The 18,234-nt window shown below is 31.3% G+C and carries 20 protein-coding genes and 1 tRNA gene; 14 read left to right on the top strand and 7 right to left on the bottom strand.

The window, feature by feature from the left end; genetic code table 11:
• Positions 1-129: 129 nt before the first annotated feature.
• Positions 130-786, top strand: a complete 657-nt coding sequence (gene fsa, locus GFJ94_RS04830; protein ID WP_026726663.1) for a fructose-6-phosphate aldolase — start codon at positions 130-132, stop codon at positions 784-786.
• A 64-nt stretch (positions 787-850) separates the two neighbouring features.
• Here fsa and GFJ94_RS04825 read toward each other — a convergent pair whose 3' ends face one another.
• Positions 851-2,254, bottom strand: coding sequence for a thioredoxin-like domain-containing protein (locus tag GFJ94_RS04825; protein WP_153200449.1), 1,404 nt, complete (start codon positions 2,252-2,254; stop codon positions 851-853).
• 155 nt (positions 2,255-2,409) lie between these two features.
• Between GFJ94_RS04825 and GFJ94_RS04820 the strand changes: the two genes are divergently transcribed.
• From GFJ94_RS04820 to GFJ94_RS04790, 7 genes are all read left to right on the top strand, one after another.
• Positions 2,410-4,029, top strand: a complete 1,620-nt coding sequence (locus tag GFJ94_RS04820; RefSeq protein WP_153200448.1) for an ABC-F family ATP-binding cassette domain-containing protein — start codon at positions 2,410-2,412, stop codon at positions 4,027-4,029.
• Between the two features lie 94 nt (positions 4,030-4,123).
• Positions 4,124-4,663 carry a bifunctional pyr operon transcriptional regulator/uracil phosphoribosyltransferase PyrR gene (gene pyrR, locus GFJ94_RS04815; protein ID WP_153200447.1) on the top strand — a complete coding sequence of 180 codons (540 nt, stop codon included), beginning with the start codon at positions 4,124-4,126 and terminating at the stop codon, positions 4,661-4,663.
• Between the two features lie 59 nt (positions 4,664-4,722).
• On the top strand, positions 4,723-5,652 hold the full coding sequence (locus GFJ94_RS04810; protein WP_153200446.1) for an aspartate carbamoyltransferase catalytic subunit: 930 nt from the start codon (positions 4,723-4,725) through the stop codon (positions 5,650-5,652).
• A gap of 41 nt (positions 5,653-5,693) precedes the next feature.
• Positions 5,694-5,978, top strand: a complete 285-nt coding sequence (locus GFJ94_RS04805) for a hypothetical protein (protein WP_153200445.1) — start codon at positions 5,694-5,696, stop codon at positions 5,976-5,978.
• A gap of 5 nt (positions 5,979-5,983) precedes the next feature.
• Positions 5,984-6,316 (top strand): ribonuclease Z, encoded by a 333-nt coding sequence (locus GFJ94_RS04800; protein WP_153200444.1) that lies wholly within the window; start codon positions 5,984-5,986, stop codon positions 6,314-6,316.
• 66 nt (positions 6,317-6,382) lie between these two features.
• Positions 6,383-7,288 carry a ribonuclease Z gene (locus GFJ94_RS04795; RefSeq protein WP_153200443.1) on the top strand — a complete coding sequence of 302 codons (906 nt, stop codon included), beginning with the start codon at positions 6,383-6,385 and terminating at the stop codon, positions 7,286-7,288.
• A gap of 135 nt (positions 7,289-7,423) precedes the next feature.
• Positions 7,424-8,092, top strand: a complete 669-nt coding sequence (locus tag GFJ94_RS04790) for an HAD family phosphatase (protein ID WP_153200442.1) — start codon at positions 7,424-7,426, stop codon at positions 8,090-8,092.
• 72 nt (positions 8,093-8,164) lie between these two features.
• Here GFJ94_RS04790 and GFJ94_RS04785 read toward each other — a convergent pair.
• Both GFJ94_RS04785 and GFJ94_RS04780 read right to left on the bottom strand, forming a co-directional pair.
• Positions 8,165-8,246: transfer RNA gene (locus tag GFJ94_RS04785), tRNA-Tyr, on the bottom strand.
• Positions 8,247-8,411: 165 nt separating this feature from the next.
• On the bottom strand, positions 8,412-9,536 hold the full coding sequence (locus GFJ94_RS04780; RefSeq protein WP_153200441.1) for a TlpA disulfide reductase family protein: 1,125 nt from the start codon (positions 9,534-9,536) through the stop codon (positions 8,412-8,414).
• Positions 9,537-9,781: 245 nt separating this feature from the next.
• Here GFJ94_RS04780 and rpsA point away from each other — a divergent pair, with 245 nt between their 5' ends.
• The 6 genes from rpsA (at position 9,782) to arsB (ending at position 14,873) form a co-directional block, all read left to right on the top strand.
• Entirely contained in the window at positions 9,782-11,548 is a 1,767-nt protein-coding gene (gene rpsA, locus GFJ94_RS04775) for a 30S ribosomal protein S1 (RefSeq protein ID WP_153200440.1), read from the top strand.
• 127 nt (positions 11,549-11,675) lie between these two features.
• Positions 11,676-11,999: a helix-turn-helix transcriptional regulator gene (locus GFJ94_RS04770; protein ID WP_153200439.1), complete on the top strand. Its 324-nt coding sequence runs from the start codon at positions 11,676-11,678 to the stop codon at positions 11,997-11,999.
• Positions 12,000-12,077: 78 nt separating this feature from the next.
• Positions 12,078-12,554, top strand: a complete 477-nt coding sequence (locus GFJ94_RS04765; protein WP_153200438.1) for a DUF6428 family protein — start codon at positions 12,078-12,080, stop codon at positions 12,552-12,554.
• A 58-nt stretch (positions 12,555-12,612) separates the two neighbouring features.
• Positions 12,613-13,227, top strand: a complete 615-nt coding sequence (locus GFJ94_RS04760; RefSeq protein ID WP_153200437.1) for a class I SAM-dependent methyltransferase — start codon at positions 12,613-12,615, stop codon at positions 13,225-13,227.
• Position 13,228: 1 nt separating this feature from the next.
• Positions 13,229-13,837 (top strand): low molecular weight phosphatase family protein, encoded by a 609-nt coding sequence (locus GFJ94_RS04755; RefSeq protein ID WP_153200436.1) that lies wholly within the window; start codon positions 13,229-13,231, stop codon positions 13,835-13,837.
• A 4-nt stretch (positions 13,838-13,841) separates the two neighbouring features.
• Positions 13,842-14,873 carry an ACR3 family arsenite efflux transporter gene (gene arsB, locus GFJ94_RS04750; protein WP_153200435.1) on the top strand — a complete coding sequence of 344 codons (1,032 nt, stop codon included), beginning with the start codon at positions 13,842-13,844 and terminating at the stop codon, positions 14,871-14,873.
• A gap of 32 nt (positions 14,874-14,905) precedes the next feature.
• Here the strand turns inward: arsB and GFJ94_RS04745 are convergent, their stop codons facing one another.
• From GFJ94_RS04745 to GFJ94_RS04730, 4 genes are all read right to left on the bottom strand, one after another.
• Complete coding sequence (locus tag GFJ94_RS04745) at positions 14,906-16,651, bottom strand: alpha/beta fold hydrolase (RefSeq protein WP_153200434.1); 1,746 nt, start codon at positions 16,649-16,651, stop codon at positions 14,906-14,908.
• Between the two features lie 155 nt (positions 16,652-16,806).
• Positions 16,807-17,064, bottom strand: a complete 258-nt coding sequence (locus GFJ94_RS04740) for a hypothetical protein (RefSeq protein WP_153200433.1) — start codon at positions 17,062-17,064, stop codon at positions 16,807-16,809.
• A gap of 75 nt (positions 17,065-17,139) precedes the next feature.
• Positions 17,140-17,448, bottom strand: coding sequence for a co-chaperone YbbN (locus GFJ94_RS04735; RefSeq protein ID WP_153200432.1), 309 nt, complete (start codon positions 17,446-17,448; stop codon positions 17,140-17,142).
• A 94-nt stretch (positions 17,449-17,542) separates the two neighbouring features.
• Positions 17,543-18,178, bottom strand: coding sequence for a peroxiredoxin (locus tag GFJ94_RS04730; protein WP_153200431.1), 636 nt, complete (start codon positions 18,176-18,178; stop codon positions 17,543-17,545).
• Positions 18,179-18,234: the final 56 nt, after the last annotated feature.

Genomic DNA, 18,234 nt, shown 5'->3' with positions numbered 1-18,234 from the left:
TTCAATATCAATTGTTTAACTGAATTATTTTGTTTTTGAAATTGATTTTTGAAATTGTCATTGCCATTGCATTTTGATTTCTTACTTTTGCATTTCAAAACAACACACAATACTTTAAAATTTAAAAAGATGAAATTTTTTATTGACACAGCTAATTTAGAGCAAATTAAAGAAGCACAAGAATTAGGAATTTTAGATGGCGTTACTACAAACCCATCGTTAATGGCTAAAGAAGGCATTACAGGAAAAAACAATATCCTAAAACATTACGTAGACATTTGTAACATTGTTGACGGAGATGTAAGTGCAGAAGTAAATGCAATGGATTTAGAAGGTATGATTAGAGAAGGTGAGGAGTTAGCTGACTTACACGAACAAATCGTAGTGAAATTACCTATGACTAAAGAAGGTGTTAAAGCATGTAAATATTTCTCTGATAAAGGAATCAAAACTAATGTAACCTTAATTTTCTCTGCTGGACAAGCTTTATTAGCTGCAAAAGCGGGAGCAACGTATTGTTCGCCTTTCTTAGGAAGATTAGATGATGTTTCTACAGACGGTTTAAATTTAATTGATGAAATTCGTCAAATTTATGATAACTACGGATTTGAAACTCAAATTTTAGCTGCTTCTGTGCGTCATACAATGCATGTGATTAACTGTGCTAAAATTGGTGCTGATGTTATGACGGGACCTTTATCATCAATTACAGGATTATTAAAACATCCTTTAACAGATATCGGAATTGCTCAGTTTATTGCAGATTACGAAAAAGGAAATAAATAATTTCTTAACTAGATACAATCAAAAAGCGTTCTGAATTTCAGAACGCTTTTTGATTGTATTTTTGTTAATTCAAATTTTGTTCAAAATTCACATCAAATAAATTGGCAAAGCCGTTTTTAATGGTTCCATCTGCATTTAATATGATGATTCTGTGAATTTTAGTAATTACCCATTGTTTTCTTATCGTTTCAAAGTCAACAGCGTGTAATTCTTTTACACCTTCAAAATTGTATTTTTTTAAAGCGTTTTTCCAGTTGGCAATATTGTCATTCATATTAATGGCTATAAATTCATAGTTTGGATATTTTACTTGTAATTCCATTACTTTTCTGTGAGAAGCTGAAAAATGGGACTCTGCATGACTTGTCCAAAAGAATAAAACAGTTGGTTTCTTAATTAAAGTATTAATATCTAAAGCCTTATAAACAATATCAACTAATTCAATTTTAGGTAAACGATTACCCACTTTTAAATTTTGAACCGAATTATAAATTTCGGAAATTTCTTTTTTGTCTTTAGCATCATTTGTTAATTTTAAATAACGCTCAATGAACTTTTGGTTGTTGTACATGTTTTGATCTTCTAACAAGTACATCATCGCTACATTATTCAATACTACATTTTTAACTTTTTGATTTTTAATTAATGTATCAGTAATGTTTAATTTTTCAATATTATTTTCTAATGAATTTTCATTTAAATCTAAATGATCTTTTTGAAGTGCTACATTATTTAGCATAACACTAACATATTTAATGAATGGGGAATAGTTAGTTAAAAGGTCATTTTCAAAATCTACTTCTTTTCTATGATTGTAATAATTAGATGGCAATTTAGCTCTTATATTTTCCCCTGTTCTAAATTGGTGAGCATAAGGATAAATTTCTTTTTTAGTAATGTGATGAAAATCTAAACTTGCTTTCGCTACTAAATCAAAATTTTCATCCCATCCAATTTCTGCTTTGCGTTTTAAATAAAATGACTTACGAATGGCAAAACTCGAATCGATATTTTTAATAAAACTTCTAACATCATTATCAAAATTATCATACATTAATGAACGATCAGCTTCATTTTTTAGATACAATTCCATTAAAAAATTATTCTTTTCATCTCCACGACCACAAAACACTACTGAATTATCAAAATCAAGTGTATTTACTCGCATCATTAAACTATCATTCTTATCAAAATAGACATATTGATATTCTGGATTGTGTTTAAAAGTGTATAAACCAGGAGCTAACGAATCAAATTTATGGATAAAGCGATTGTTTTTGTCCAAATAAATAGTGTCAATCACTTCATCATCTTTTAAAAACAAAACAAATTTCTCTTGAGGATTTAAGACTTCCCCTCCAAAATAAGCCACATAATTATCTTCCTTAAAGACTCTTTTACAAGAAGTTAAAGTAGAGAAAAGGACGATAGACAGAGGCAAAAAATATTTTATGTAATTCTTAATCATTCAATTGATTATTGATTTCTGAACAAATGTATCAGTTATATTCAAATTTTGTTGTTAAGGTACAGTTAAAATAAACCTATATTAATTATAAATAATGTGTTCAAAAATCTACTATTTTTAGTACTTTTGCAACAGTTTTAAAAAAAAATACAAAAATGTTAACAGTTTCAAATTTATCGGTTCAATTTGGGAAACGAATTTTATTCGATGAAGTAAATACAACGTTCACACAAGGTAACTGCTACGGAATCATTGGAGCCAATGGTGCTGGGAAATCTACCTTCATGAAAATTATTGCAGGTGAAATGGAACCAACGTCTGGTAGAGTTATTCTTGAGCCAGGAAAACGTATGTCGGTTTTAAACCAAAATCACAATTTATTTGACGAACACACTGTTTTGGAAACAGTTTTAATGGGAAATAAAGTATTGCATGCTATTAAAACAGAAATGGATGGTTTGTATGCCGATTATACCGACGAAAATGCCAATAGAATTGGAGAATTGCAATTGCAGTTTGACGAAATGAACGGTTGGAATGCAGAAAGCGATGCTGCAACTATGCTATCTAACTTAGAAATTGGTGCTGAACATCATTATACTTTAATGGGCGATTTGGATGGAAAACTGAAAGTTCGTGTCTTATTAGCACAAGCTTTATTTGGAAATCCAGATGTGTTAATTATGGATGAGCCTACCAACGACTTGGATTTTGAAACCATTGGTTGGTTAGAGAATTTCTTAGCAAATTATGAAAATACGGTTTTAGTAGTTTCGCATGACCGTCACTTTTTAGATGCGGTTTGTACGCACGTTTCAGATATTGATTTCGGAAAAATTACACACTACTCTGGAAATTATACGTTTTGGTACGAATCTTCGCAATTAGCGGCTCGTCAAAAAGCACAACAAAATAAGAAAGCTGAAGAGAAAAAAGCTGAATTAGAAGAATTTATCCGTCGTTTTAGTGCGAATGTGGCAAAATCGAAACAAGCTACTTCTCGTAAAAAAATGATTGAAAAATTAAATTTAGACGAGATTAAACCTTCAAGCAGAAGATATCCAGCCATTATATTCGATGTAGAAAGAGAAGCAGGAGACCAAATTTTAAACGTGCAAAATTTAGCAGCTTCAGTTGATGGAGAAACTTTGTTTAAAAATGTAGATTTAAACATGGCAAAAGGTGATAAAATTGTAGTTTTTTCTAAAGATTCGAGAGCAACAACTGCTTTTTATGAAATCCTAAACAATAAAATGACTCCAGATTCAGGAACATTTGATTGGGGAATCACTACAACACAATCGTATTTACCAGTTGAAAACCATGAGTTTTTTGATGGTGTAGATTTAAACTTGGTAGATTGGTTACGTCAATGGGTAAAAACCGAAGAAGAACGCGATGAAGTTTATGTTCGTGGATTCTTAGGAAAAATGATTTTTTCTGGAGAAGAAGCATTGAAAAAATGTAACGTTTTATCAGGAGGAGAAAAAGTGCGTTGTATGTTGTCGCGTATGATGATGATAAGAGCTAACGTTTTAATGTTAGACGAGCCAACGAATCACTTAGACCTAGAATCGATTACCGCTTTTAATAATTCATTGAATAATTTCAAAGGTTCAGTATTATTTACTACGCATGACCACGAATTTGCGCAAACCGTAGGAAACAGAATCTTAGAATTAACACCAAATGGCGCCATCGACAGATACATGACATTTGATGAATATTTAGAAGATGATAAAATCAAAGAATTAAGACAAAAAATGTATTCTTAATATCATTCCCGTTGCTAGTTTTAGTAACGGGATTTTTTTTACAATACGATTGCTATTAGAAATATAAATTCTAAATTTGTACAAACAACACATCATGGGTCAAAAAGTTTTGCTCACTTCAAAAGAAGTACACATCATCTTGCATCGATTAGCTTGTCAACTAATTGAAAATCATTTAGATTTCTCAAATACCATCTTAATCGGTTTACAACCTCGAGGTAAATTTTTAGCCGAAAGAATCAAACAAATTTTAGAATCAGAATACCAAGTTTCCAACATTCAATTGGGATTTTTGGACATTACTTTCTTTCGCGATGATTTTAGAAGAGGCGAAAAACCATTAGAAGCCAATAAAACCCAAATTGATTTTTTAGTAGAAGATAAAAAAGTAGTTTTTATTGATGATGTTTTATATACCGGAAGAAGTATCAATGCTGCTTTAACAGCTATTCAATCTTTTGGAAGACCATCAGAAGTAGAATTACTGACTTTAATTGATAGAAGATTTAGCCGCCATTTACCTATTCAACCTGATTATAGAGGTAGACAAGTAGATGCTATAAATAATGAAAAAGTATTAGTAAAATGGCTTGAAAACGATGGAGAAGATGCTATTTACCTAATCACAAAATAAGTTTTTCATCCATCATCAATCAACTAACACCCAGCAACAACAAACACAACTACATATAAATGAAAGAATTATCAGTAAATCATTTAATCGGAATAAAACACATTACCAAACAAGATATCGATTTAATCTTCAAAACGGCTGACCATTTCAAAGAAGTAATCAATCGACCAATTAAAAAAGTACCCTCATTACGTGATGTTACGATTGCCAATATTTTCTTCGAAAACAGTACGAGAACTAAATTATCTTTCGAATTAGCTCAAAAACGACTTTCAGCAGATGTTATTAGTTTTTCGGCAGCACAATCTTCGGTTAAAAAAGGAGAAACTTTGATAGATACGGTGAACAACATTTTATCTATGAAAGTAGATATGGTAGTAATGCGTCACAGCAGTCCTGGAGCGGCTCACTTTTTATCTCAAAACGTTAGTGCAAGTATTGTAAATGCTGGAGATGGAGCACATGAACACCCAACACAAGCCTTATTAGATAGTTTTACGATTAGAGAAAAATTTGGAGATGTAGGCGGAAAGAAAATCGTAATTGTGGGTGATATTTTACATTCAAGAGTAGCATTATCCAATATCTTCGCTTTACAAATGCAAGGTGCGGAAGTTAAAGTTTGCGGACCAAAAACGTTGATTCCTAAATACATTGAATCTCTTGGAGTAACGGTTGAACCTAATCTTCGTAAAGCCTTAGAATGGTGTGATGTAGCCAATATGTTACGTGTTCAAAACGAACGTTTAGATGTGAGTTATTTTCCAACTACAAGAGAATATACACAACAATTCGGTGTTACCAAAGAATTATTAGATTCGCTAAATAAAGAAATCGTAATCATGCACCCAGGACCAATCAACAGAGGAGTTGAAATCACTTCAGATGTAGCCGATTCACAGCAATCCGTGATTTTGAATCAGGTGGAAAATGGAGTAGCGGTTCGTATGGCGGTGATTTATTTATTGGCGAGTAAGATTAAAAATTAGTATCTTAGCATAAAATCAGAAAATCATTTGAAATGGTTGAAATGAAGTATTTAAAATTTGAAATAAAAATTCATGATGATTTTTCTGAATATGAAGATATAAATTCAAATATTGAATGTTTAATAAATTGTAAAACTTTCAAAGAAGCAAAATTTATAGTAGAAAAATCAGTTAAAGATTATAATTGGAAACTTGGAAATTGTATTGATGAAAAAGTATTAATTTTTAACGAAATTGAAAACGATTTGCTTAAAGAACAATATTTAAGAGCAATTGAATTAGGTGAGAGTTACATAATAAATTCAAAACCAAATAGAAAATCCTAACCAAAATGAAAGTCGATCAAAAAGGACATACTACAATAATTAAAGATACACATAACAATGTGGAGGCTTTTGTGGAAAAAATAACAAATGAATATCACGCGTTTCAAAATCAAAACTTGATTTTAGATGTTACGCAAGATAAAGCCATTTCCAATGCCGATTTAGCTTATTTTAAAGAGTTGGCAAAAACGCATAAAAAAGCAAAAAAATCAATGATTATTGTTTCTGACGAAGTTGATTTTGATAAAGTTCCCAATTATTTAAACGTAGTTCCTTCCCTTTTAGAAGCCCACGACATGATTGAAATGGACGAAATTGAACGCGATTTAGGATTTTAATGATGGATGCTTGGTGATGGAAGTTGAAAGAAAAACTTGAAACCTGAAACTTGAAACTTTTTAACCTTGAAACTACAAATTCTCGGCTGTTACGCAGCTACTCCAAGAACTATAACAAATCCTACATCACAAGTTTTAGACATAAAAAACCATTTATTTCTAATCGATTGTGGAGAAGGAACACAAGTGCAATTACGAAAACACAAAATCAAGTTTTCTCGCATTAATCATATTTTTATTTCGCATTTACATGGCGATCATTTTTATGGATTAATCGGTTTGATTTCGACATTTATGTTATTAAATCGTGAAAATGATTTGCATGTTTATGGACCAAAAGGAATCAAAGAAATTATTTTGTTGCAATTGCGTGCTTCGGGTTCGTTTACGGGTTATAATTTGTATTTCCACGAATTAGAATCCAAAGAAAGTGAAGTGATTTTTGAAGATGAAACCGTAATTGTAAAAACTATTCCGTTAAATCATCGTGTATATACGAATGGATTTTTGTTTCAAGAAAAGTTAGGAAAACGCCATTTGAATATCGAAGCAGTTGCCAAATACAAAATTGAAAAAGTGTATTTCGATAAAATTAAATCCGGTGGTAATGTAACCTTAGATTCGGGTGAAGTGATTGCTAATGAATTACTTTCGTTTCCGCCAGATGCTCCTATGAGTTATGCTTTTTGTAGCGATACTTTGTATGACGAATCCATTGTTCCGATAATTAAAGATGTAGATGTTTTATATCATGAATCTACTTTTTTAGATTCGGAAATGCAATATACTGAGAAAACGAAGCACGCAACAGCAAAAGAAGCTGCTCAAATTGCGAAATTAGCTAACGTAAAACAACTGATTTTAGGACATTATTCCACAAGATATGGTTCCATTGAACCTTTTAAAACAGAAGCGCAAACTATTTTCGAAAATGTGCTTTTGGCAGACGATGGGAGAGAATTTGAGTTCTAATTTTTTAAACACATAGACACATTAGAAAAGTATTAATTATAGAAAACTTAGAACGTTTCACTTTACAAAGCAAACATAGAATAATTCGTGATAATTCGTGAAATTTGTGTTTTCTTAATTTTTTAGATTAAACTTATGATACAAACAGTAATTTTCGATATGGATGGCGTAATTGTAGATACTGAACCGGTACATCATTATGCGTATCATCAGCATTTTAAAGAATTAAATATTGAAGTAACGGATGAAATGTATACTACTTTTACGGGGAATTCAACACGAAATGTGTTCCAAAGAATAAAAGAATATTTCGGCTTATCGCATGAGGTGGAAGATTTAATTCAACGGAAGCGTTCTATTTTTAACGAATCTTTTGACACCAAAGAAGATTTGTATTTAATCGATGGAGTTGAGGATTTAATTAAGGATTTACATGCAAATGGAATCCAATTGATTGTGGCTTCTTCGGCGTCAAACGTTACGATTCATCGTGTTTTTACTCGTTTTAATTTGCATCAATATTTTACGCACATTGTTTCGGGTGAAGATTTTCCGAAGTCAAAACCACATCCAGCTATTTTTGAGCATGCTGCGAGTTTATCGATTGCTCCAAAAGAAAATTGTATCGTAATTGAAGACAGCACCAACGGAATTCAAGCCGCAGTTTCAGCTGGAATTTTTTGTGTGGGTTACAATAGTTTTCATTCAAAAGACCAAGATTTATCAAAAGCAAATGTGGTGATTCAGCACTTTAACGAATTGAATTTTGAGAAAGTTCGAGATTTTAAATCTGTATGTAAATAACTTCTTTTGTAATTTTTTTTAAAAAGTGTTCTTTATAAGTAAAAAAAAAACACCTCCTTGGAGGTGCTTTTGTGGGGAGAGCAGGATTCGAACCTGCGAAGATGTAATCAGCGGATTTACAGTCCGCCCTCGTTGGCCGCTTGAGTATCTCCCCAAGCCATCTTGCTTATTTGACTAAGCGGTTGCAAATATAGAATTGTTTTTTGTTCCTGCAAAGATATTTTCTACTATTTTACAGACTATTTTATAACTTTCTGTAAATGAAAAACATAAAAAAATCTTCCGAAGAAGATTTTTTAAAATATATTTTGTGTTGGGATTATTTAACTCCTAAAAGTTCTTTTACTTTTACTTTTAAGGCATCACCTCTAAGATCTTTTGCAACAATATTTCCTTTAGCATCTAAAATAAAAGTTGCTGGAATTGATTGCACGTTGTATTGTTTTGCAATTGGTTCATCCCAAAATTTAAGATTTGATACATGTGACCAAGTTAATTTATCTTTTACAATAGCTTCTTTCCATTTTGTTGCGTCTTTATCTAAAGAAACTCCAATAATATTTAATCCTTGCGCATGAAATTCATTGTATAAAGCTACAACACTTGGATTTTCTTTTCTACATGGTCCACACCAAGAAGCCCAAAAATCAATAATCGTAACTTTTCCTAAAGATTCTTTTAAAGAAATTGATTTCCCGTCAGGAGATGTAGCAGAGAAGTTTGGTGCTTGTTTTCCAACTGAAATATCAGATAAGCCTATTAGGTTTTCTTTAATTTCTTTTCCTTTTTTAGATTGTTTTAATTCTAGACTTAGACTTTCAAAAAAAGCCATTATTTCATTTGTAGTTAGATATTGTCTCATTAAGAGATTTTCAAGTAATAATAATGACAAAAATGCATTAGGATTTTCTTTGATAAAGTTTTTTGATATATTATTCATTTCATTCTGAAAACTACCGTGTTCTTTAATAAGCATATTTACTGTTGCGGTATCATTATTTTTTTTAGCAGCATTCATTCTTGCTAAATTATTTTTTTCATAATTATTTCTTTTCTTTACAATAACTAAAGATTTATCGTTAAATTCTTGAAATTTATCATTGTTTAAAGTGCCCCCGATTTTGTTGTTCTGTATTGAATCAATAAAAATTGTAAAATTTATAGTTCCATTCTCTAAAATAAATGGAATTGAAAATTTTTCGTTTTCAATTCGAAGAAATCCTAAATCTTTGTCAATAACTTTTCCCTTCAATTCAAATTTACCATTTTCAATTACACCTGTATCAATGCTTTTTTGCCCATTATTAGTTTGAATTTCAATATAAACTTTCTTACCGTTTTCAACTCCATTAGCGATTCCAGACAAAAGATATTCGTTATTGTTTAAATTATTACAAGCGATAGTTAATATAGCTGCTGTAAGTATAAATACTATTTTTTTCATTTTATTAAATTTAATTTTCGCAAATGTATTTAAAATAAATCAGTTACAAAACATAAATAAATGTTAGAATAGTTATAAAAACATGGTTTTTAAGTTTTGTAAATCAAAAATATAGTTGTAATTTTGCGCACCTTTTGGCGGATAGCGTTTCCATTAGGTATCAATCATTTATGTAAAACACTGCTGTTGTTTTCTATTCGCATTAAGAAACGCTGGAGACACGGCATACAAATTTTTTAATCAGCATGTCTGAAATTAACAAAACACAAGAAGAGTTTTTAGCGAATTTTAACTGGCATAACTTCCAAGAAGGAATTGATCCAGTAGATGAAAAAAACTTACAAGAATTCGAAGAATTAGTAACTAAAACATTCATCGCTACTGATCAAGAAGAAGTTGTAGAAGGAGTTGTAGTTAGAATTACTGAAAGAGACGCAATCGTTGATATCAACGCTAAATCTGAAGGTGTTATTTCTTTAAACGAATTCCGTTACAATCCTAACTTAAAAGTTGGTGATAAAGTAGAAGTATTAATCGACGTTCGTGAAGACAAAACAGGTCAGTTAGTATTATCTCACAGAAAAGCTAGAACTATCAAAGCATGGGATAGAGTTATTTCTGCTAACGAAACAGGAGAAATCGTTAACGGTTTCGTTAAATGTAGAACTAAAGGTGGTATGATTGTAGATGTTTTTGGAATTGAAGCATTCTTACCAGGATCACAAATTGATGTGAAACCTATCCGTGATTACGATCAATATGTGAACAAAACTATGGAATTTAAAGTTGTGAAAATCAACCACGAATTCAAAAACGTAGTAGTATCTCACAAAGCTCTTATTGAAGCTGATATTGAAGTACAGAAAAAAGAAATCATTGGTCAATTAGAAAAAGGACAAGTATTAGAAGGTGTTGTTAAAAACATTACTTCTTATGGTGTGTTTATTGATTTAGGTGGTGTAGATGGATTAATCCATATTACAGACTTATCTTGGTCAAGAATTAATCACCCAAGCGAAGTTCTTGAATTAGACCAAAAATTAAACGTTGTAATCCTTGATTTCGATGATGAGAAAACAAGAATCCAATTAGGTTTAAAACAATTAAATGCTCATCCTTGGGATGCTTTAGGAACTGAATTAAAAGTTGGTGATAAAGTTAAAGGAAAAGTTGTTGTTTTAGCTGATTACGGTGCTTTCATCGAAGTTGCTGAAGGTGTAGAAGGTTTAATCCACGTTTCTGAAATGTCTTGGTCAACTCACTTAAGAAGTGCTCAAGATTTTATGAAAATTGGTGATGTAGTTGAAGCAGTTGTTTTAACTTTAGACAGAGACGAAAGAAAAATGTCTTTAGGTATCAAACAAATGACGCAAGATCCATGGACTGATATCACGGCTAAATACCCAGTAGGTTCTAAACACACTGGAATTGTTAGAAACTTTACTAACTTCGGAATTTTCGTAGAGTTAGAAGAAGGTATCGACGGTTTAGTATATATTTCAGATTTATCTTGGACTAAGAAAATCAAACACCCATCTGAATTTGTTAACGTTGGTGAAAAATTAGACGTTGTTGTGTTAGAATTAGATGTTGAAGGACGTAAATTATCTTTAGGTCACAAACAAACTACTGCTAATCCATGGGATAAATATGAAGATGCATTCGCTGTTGGAACAATCCACAACGGAGCAATTTCTGAAATCGTTGACAAAGGAGCTACTGTAGAATTTGGTGATGATATCGTTGCTTTCATTCCTACACGTCACTTAGAAAAAGAAGACGGTAAAAAATTGAAAAAAGGAGATACTGCTGACTTCAAAGTTATTGAGTTCAATAAAGAATTCAAAAGAGTAGTAGCTTCTCATACAGCTATCTTCAGAGAAGAAGAAGAGAAAAACGTTAAAACTGCAGTTGAAACTACATCAAATAATACAGCTCAGACATCTACATTAGGTGATAACAACGATATTCTTGCTGAATTAAAAGCTAAAATGGAAAAAGGAGGTAAATAATCTCACTTTTTTGTCACACTGAGCTTGTCGAAGTGTTATAAAACTAATCCCGAAAGAAATTTCGGGATTTTTTATTGTGTATTATATTTGTTTATCGTAATATTGCAATATAATAATTTATAAAATTATGGGAGCATCTAAATCAGAATCCTTTTCAATGGAACAAAACGAAATGGCAACATTATTCAAAGCCTTGTCACATCCGGCTCGAATTGCAATTGTGGATTATCTATTGACTGTTGATACTTGTATTTGTAGCGATATTGTAAACGAATTACCATTAGCGCAACCTACGATTTCGCAACATCTAAAAGAATTAAAAAACGCTAATATCATCAAAGGAACTATCGAAGGAACTGCAATCTGTTATTGTATTAATCCAGATACTATTGATAAAATAGAAAATCACTTTGGTATGATTCGTCATAAGCTAAAAAATAAATGTTGCTAATTTTCGGTTGTCACCCTGAGCGAAGTCGAAGGAACTTTAGTCTTAATACTTAATTCTACAATCTTAAAACAAAAAAAAATGAAACTATCAGAAATCAAATCCGAATTAAAAAAGCTTTCTCAAATAGCTTTTCAATTGCCAAATGGCGATTTAGTACCAAATCATTTTCATGTAACCGAAGTTGGTAAAATCACTAAACATTTCATCGATTGCGGTGGAGTTGTTCGTACAGAAGAAGTAGCGAATTTTCAACTTTGGGAAGCCAATGATTATGATCATAGATTACATCCTGAAAAATTGGTACATATTATTGAATTATCTGAGCAAAAACTTCAAATTCCAGATTTAGAAATTGAAGTCGAATATCAAATGAAAGAAACCATCGGAAAATTCAGTTTAGATTTTGACGGAACTAATTTCCAATTAAAGTCAAAATTGACCGATTGTTTAGCAAAAGACAACTGCGGCATTCCACCAGAAAAAATGAAAGTTAAAATAGGAGAGTGGAAACCAAAAGAAACATCTTGTTGTTCACCAGATTCAGGTTGTTGTTAATTTTTTATTCTAAAAGTAGCTATTCACTAATTACTTTTCACTAATTACTCAATTAAATATGTCAGAAAAAAAACAACATTGGGAAACTGTTTTTACAACAAAAGCAGAAAACGAAGTAAGTTGGTATCAAAACGAACCGAAGACTTCAATTCAATTAATTCAAGCTTGTAAAGTAGCTAAAGAGGCCAAAATCATTGATATTGGAGGAGGTGACAGCTATTTAATCGATAGTTTGTTGGATTTAGGTTACACAAATTTATTCTTGTTAGATATTTCAGCTGCTGCTATTGAGCGTGCTAAAAATCGGTTAGGAGATAAAGCTAAGAATGTCACTTTTATAGTTTCCGATAGTTTGCATTTTCAATCAGATGAAAAATTTGATGTTTGGCACGATAGAGCTTCTTTTCATTTTTTTACTGAAGCAATTGATATCGAGCAATATAGAAATAATGTTGTTGCAAACATCAATCAAAATGCGCATTTAATCATCGGAACTTTCTCGGAAGACGGTCCTTTAAAATGTAGTGGTTTACCAATAACACAATATTCGGTTGAAAAAATGGAAGCAGTTTTTAGCGAAGATTTCGAATTAGAAAATTGCTTTACCGAAGACCACGAGACACCTTTTGATACCGTTCAGAATTTCATTTTTTGTCATTATAAAAAGAGATAATATGTTAGAAAATTTATCAAGAACCATCGAAATTATCAAGAATATTTCAGTTTCAGAAGAACGAAAAGAAGTTTTAAAACCATTAGCTGATTACATTCAAAACAAAGTCAATGCCAACGAAGAAATTCGATTGAATTTCATTTGTACGCACAATTCCAGAAGAAGTCATTTGTCTCAAATTTGGGCGCAAACGATGGCATTTCAATTCGGAATCAAGAATGTATTTTGCTATTCTGGTGGAACAGAAGCTACTGCTATGTTTCCAAAAGTAGGCGAAACGTTAGTAAATCAAGGATTTCAAATTCAAAAATTAAGTGAAGCTGAAAATCCAGTTTACGCAATAAAATTCGATGACAATCAACATCCAATTATTTGTTTTTCAAAAGCGTATTTTGATGATTTTAATCCGAAAACTAACTTTGGAGCGATCATGACTTGTAATAATGCCGACGAAGGTTGTCCAATGGTTTTTGGTGCAGAAGCTAGATTTCCAATCAAATACGACGATCCAAAAGCCTTTGATGGAACCGATGTAATGAACGAAAAATACGCAGAACGTAGTTTGCAAATTGTAAGTGAAATGTATTTTGTGTTTTCACAAATAAAATAAGAATATGAAAAAACGATTAGGATTTTTAGACCGCTATTTAACTTTATGGATTTTCTTAGCGATGTTAATTGGAGTAGGAATTGGATATTTTATTCCAAATTCTGCCGATTTTATCAATTCATTTTCATCTGGAACAACGAATGTTCCGTTGGCAATTGGCTTGATTTTGATGATGTATCCGCCATTAACTAAAATTGATTTTTCAAAAGTGCCACAAATGTTTGAAAAGCCAAAGTTATTATCAGCTTCGTTTTTCATCACTTGGATTGTCGGACCATTTTTAATGTTTTTATTGGCGACTTTCTTTTTGAAAGACTATCCAGAATACATGATGGGATTAATCATCATAGGAATTGCACCTTGTATTGCAATGGTAATCGTTTGGAATGAATTAGCCGAAGGAAATCGCGAATTAACTGCTGGTTTAATCGGAATCAATAGTTTGTTACAGGTGTTTTTCTTTAGTTTGTATGCCTATTTTTATTTAGAAATAATGTTACCTTTATTCGGAATTAAAGGTTTAGAACTCAATATCACGATTGCCGAAATCGCTCAAACGGTTGGAATTTATTTAGGAATTCCTTTTGCAATGGCTGTAATAAGTCGTTATGCAATTAAAAAGTATATAGGATATAAGTTTTTCAATCAGCAATTCATTCCTTTTGTTTCGCCAATTACGTTGATTGCTTTGCTTTTTACCATTCTTGTCATGTTCAGTTTGAAAGGCGAAATGATTGTTGATTTACCAATGGATGTGTTTAGAATTGCTATTCCATTAGTCATTTTCTTCGGAATTATGTTTTTCTTAATGTTCTTTGTAGCTAAAAAAATTGGAGCTGATTATAGAGATGCGGTTGCTTTATCCTTTACCGCTTCAGGTAATAATTTTGAATTAGCTATTGCAGTTTCAATTGGAGTTTTCGGAATTAATAGTGGACAAGCGTTTGCAGGTGTAATTGGTCCATTAGTGGAAGTACCTGCTTTGATAATTTTAGTGAATGTGGCATTTTGGTTGAGAAAGAAATATTTTAAATAAAAAAAACGCTCTTAAATAGAGCGTTTTTCGTTTTATTCTTTAACCACTTTTATAGTTTTCTGTTGCGAATCGTTTTCTAATACAATTAAGTAAATTCCGCTTTCTAAATTACTTAGATCTAAAGTATTGGAAGTTGCATTTTCAAAAGTTTTAGTATCAATTAATTGTCCTAATACACTATAAATACTAACATTAGTTAAACTGATATTATCTAAATGTAAAACATCTTTAACTGGATTTGGATAAAATACAAATGACTCAAAACTAGTATCATTATTACTTAAAGTAGTAGTGATATTAAATTGATATGGAGTTTCATAATTTGTACTGGTTGGACTTGTACTCGTTAGCCTCAAGAAATAATCTCCAGGCGTAAGAGTTCTTGTAAAACTTAAAGTATTTCCACTATTATTTTGAGAAGTGCCAACAGCCGTTCCTGAAGAATTTAATATGGTTCCATTCATAGATGAAGTTACAATACTATTTATAGTAACTACTGCATTTACATTGTCAGTTATTGTGAATTTGAAATAATCATTGTCAGCACCTGTTGGATTTTGAACAGTTGTATAGCCTATATAATTGTTGTTTGTTAGAATTCCGTATGCTAGTTCTTTAACATTTGGTTCGTCTAAACCTTGCATAATTTGATAGTAATATCCAGGTAATTCAGTATGATTTTCCAATATATCATATCCGGAATTAAAATAAAATAATTTAGCGGGATAAGTAAGAGACGGATAATAATGATTAAAATTTGATGAAGGCTCTTCCACAACACCATCGGTTGTAATGTTTCCGCCTAATGCATTCGTAATTCTTCCAATGACACAAGAAAAATCAATTAAGTTATCAATTGGTTTTTGGTTCAACCCTTGAATTGATTCTCCGATAACTCCATTACAGTTAACATCAAAATTGTAAAAATCATCACCAGTTAAATGTTCGTTCATATTTGACGAATTGTTTACTTCCATACCGCCAAATAAAAAACGTCCTTGGTCACTGCTGAAGTAATAGGTAGTTTTTAAATCGCGTATTGCCTCAGAACGTGTCTGAATTCCAGCAAACCAGCCTAGTCCAATATCGCTAGCATTACTTCCGCCATGAGGAGTTCCAACGGTTAATAATTTAGCTACGTGATGTTGATTATCTGCTTGCCAATTATAAGAATTTTGGATATATTCTCTTGAGGCTAATCCTCCCATACTATGGCCTACTAAAATTACTTTATCTTTCCCTGTAAGTTCCAATACTCTTTGAACAGCTACTTTAACAGCAGCACCTTGTTTCGCTACAGCAGCTTGGTTGCTTAATACTGTTGTTCCTACCACACCATTTGGATTTACATTAAAATTTACATAATAGTAATCACCGTTTTGTGTAAGTGATTCAAAAGCGGCAATATCAGCACCTACCGTAGGGTAAAAGTTTTTATTTGTAGTAGCATTATTGTTATCAGCATTCAAACAAAAATCGAATCGACCTCCAAAGGTAAAGCCATATTGTGTGTCAAAATAATCTGTTGATGTGTTCCAAGTTTCCGAACTCGAATTTAATCCGTGAATTAAAATGATAGGATATGGTAACTTGCTTTCAAAAACTCGATTTAAAGTATTGACAATTGGAGTTTTTAAAGGGAAAATACTATCGTTTCTATATTCGAAATATTCAAATTCGGCTGGTCTAGGTTTGAATTCGATTCTCTCATTTTGAGAAAATCCTATTGAAGAAATCAATAATAAGGTAAATAAAGCAAACGATGTAATTTTATTCATACACATTATTTTTAATTTAATAATATGCAATATATAAATAAATTGTTAAATTACTATGAATGCATATAATTTTTACGTGATTTATGTGTTTAAATGAAAAAAGCTCTATGTTTACAATATAAAGCTAGTTAATTTATCATTTTCAAAAAAGTGTTTTATTTGTCAATAGAACCTAAAACACGTTTCATAAAATCATTTAAAGCTGTTTTTTTATCAACTCCATTTTTGATAGCTTGATTTACTTCTAAAGCACCATACATATTAGAAATTAATTCAGCAATTACATCTAATTCTTCATCTTTTAGAGACGAAACTTCGCATAGATTTTCTAATACTTCAATAGTTTCTATTATATAGTCCTGATCGTTGTCTTCAATAAATTGAGTTAACTGTTTTATTACGGGTAATTTCATTTCTATTTTTGTTTCAAGTTTAAGGTTTCAGGTTGTTTTAGTTGTATTCATAAACTTGGAACCTGAAACTTTTAATTAAAGTACTTCATTAACCAATTCCGCTAAAACTTCCGCTTTATTAGTTTGCGTTTGATTTACTAATACACCATTTTTAAAAGTTGCAAACGTAGGTAAATTATCCACTTTTGCTAATTTTCTTGATTCAGGAAATTTTTCAGCATCTACCATTACAAAAGAAACTGCATCATTTTGTGAAGCCATCATTTTGAATTTTGGTTTCATAATGCGGCAATTTCCACACCATGATGCTGAATATTGTACAACAACCGTTTCGTTTGAAGCAACAATTTCCGCTAAATTATCTTGTTCTATTTCTGTAAACATAGTTTATAAATTTCAATTACAAGGGCAAGAACAAGTTCAAAATTAATATAAGTAAAAATTTGAACTTGAACTTGAACTTGAATTTGTTATTGAATTAGTGAGAAGCTAAATAAGCAGCTGTAGATTTTCTATCAGCACTCATTGCTTCTTTTCCTTCTTCCCAGTTAGCTGGACAAACTTCACCTTTAGTTTGAACGTGAGTATAAGCATCAATTAATCTTAAGTACTCATTTACGTTTCTTCCTAATGGCATATCATTAACGCTTTCGTGGAATACTTTTCCATCTTCGTCAATTAAATAAGTAGCTCTAAAAGTCACGTTTGAACCTTCTAAGATTTCATCGTTAACATCTTCATTGTAAACCCATTCTGCATCTAAAATATCTAAAGCAGCAGCTAAGTTTCTTGTTGTGTCAGCTAAAAGTGGGTAAGTTACACCTTCAATTCCACCGTTGTCTTTAGCTGTATTTAACCAAGCAAAGTGTACTTCGTTTGTATCGCAAGAAGCACCAATTACCATTGTATTTCTTTTTTCAAATTCTTGTAAAGCTGCTTGAAAAGCGTGTAATTCTGTTGGGCATACGAAAGTAAAATCTTTTGGATACCAAAATAAAACTACTTTTTTCTTGTTGTTCACCGCTTCTTCTAAAACGTTGATTCTTAAATTATCTCCCATGAAAGAGATTGCGTCTACTGTAATGTTTGGGAATTTTTTTCCAACTAATGCCATGATTTTGTATTTAAAATTATTGTTATTTTTCTGAGTGCGAAATTACAAATAGTAAC

It is taken from the genome of Flavobacterium sp. LMO8 (assembly GCF_009495755.1).
Taxonomy (GTDB): domain Bacteria; phylum Bacteroidota; class Bacteroidia; order Flavobacteriales; family Flavobacteriaceae; genus Flavobacterium.
This window is presented reverse-complemented; position numbering and strand designations above follow the sequence as displayed.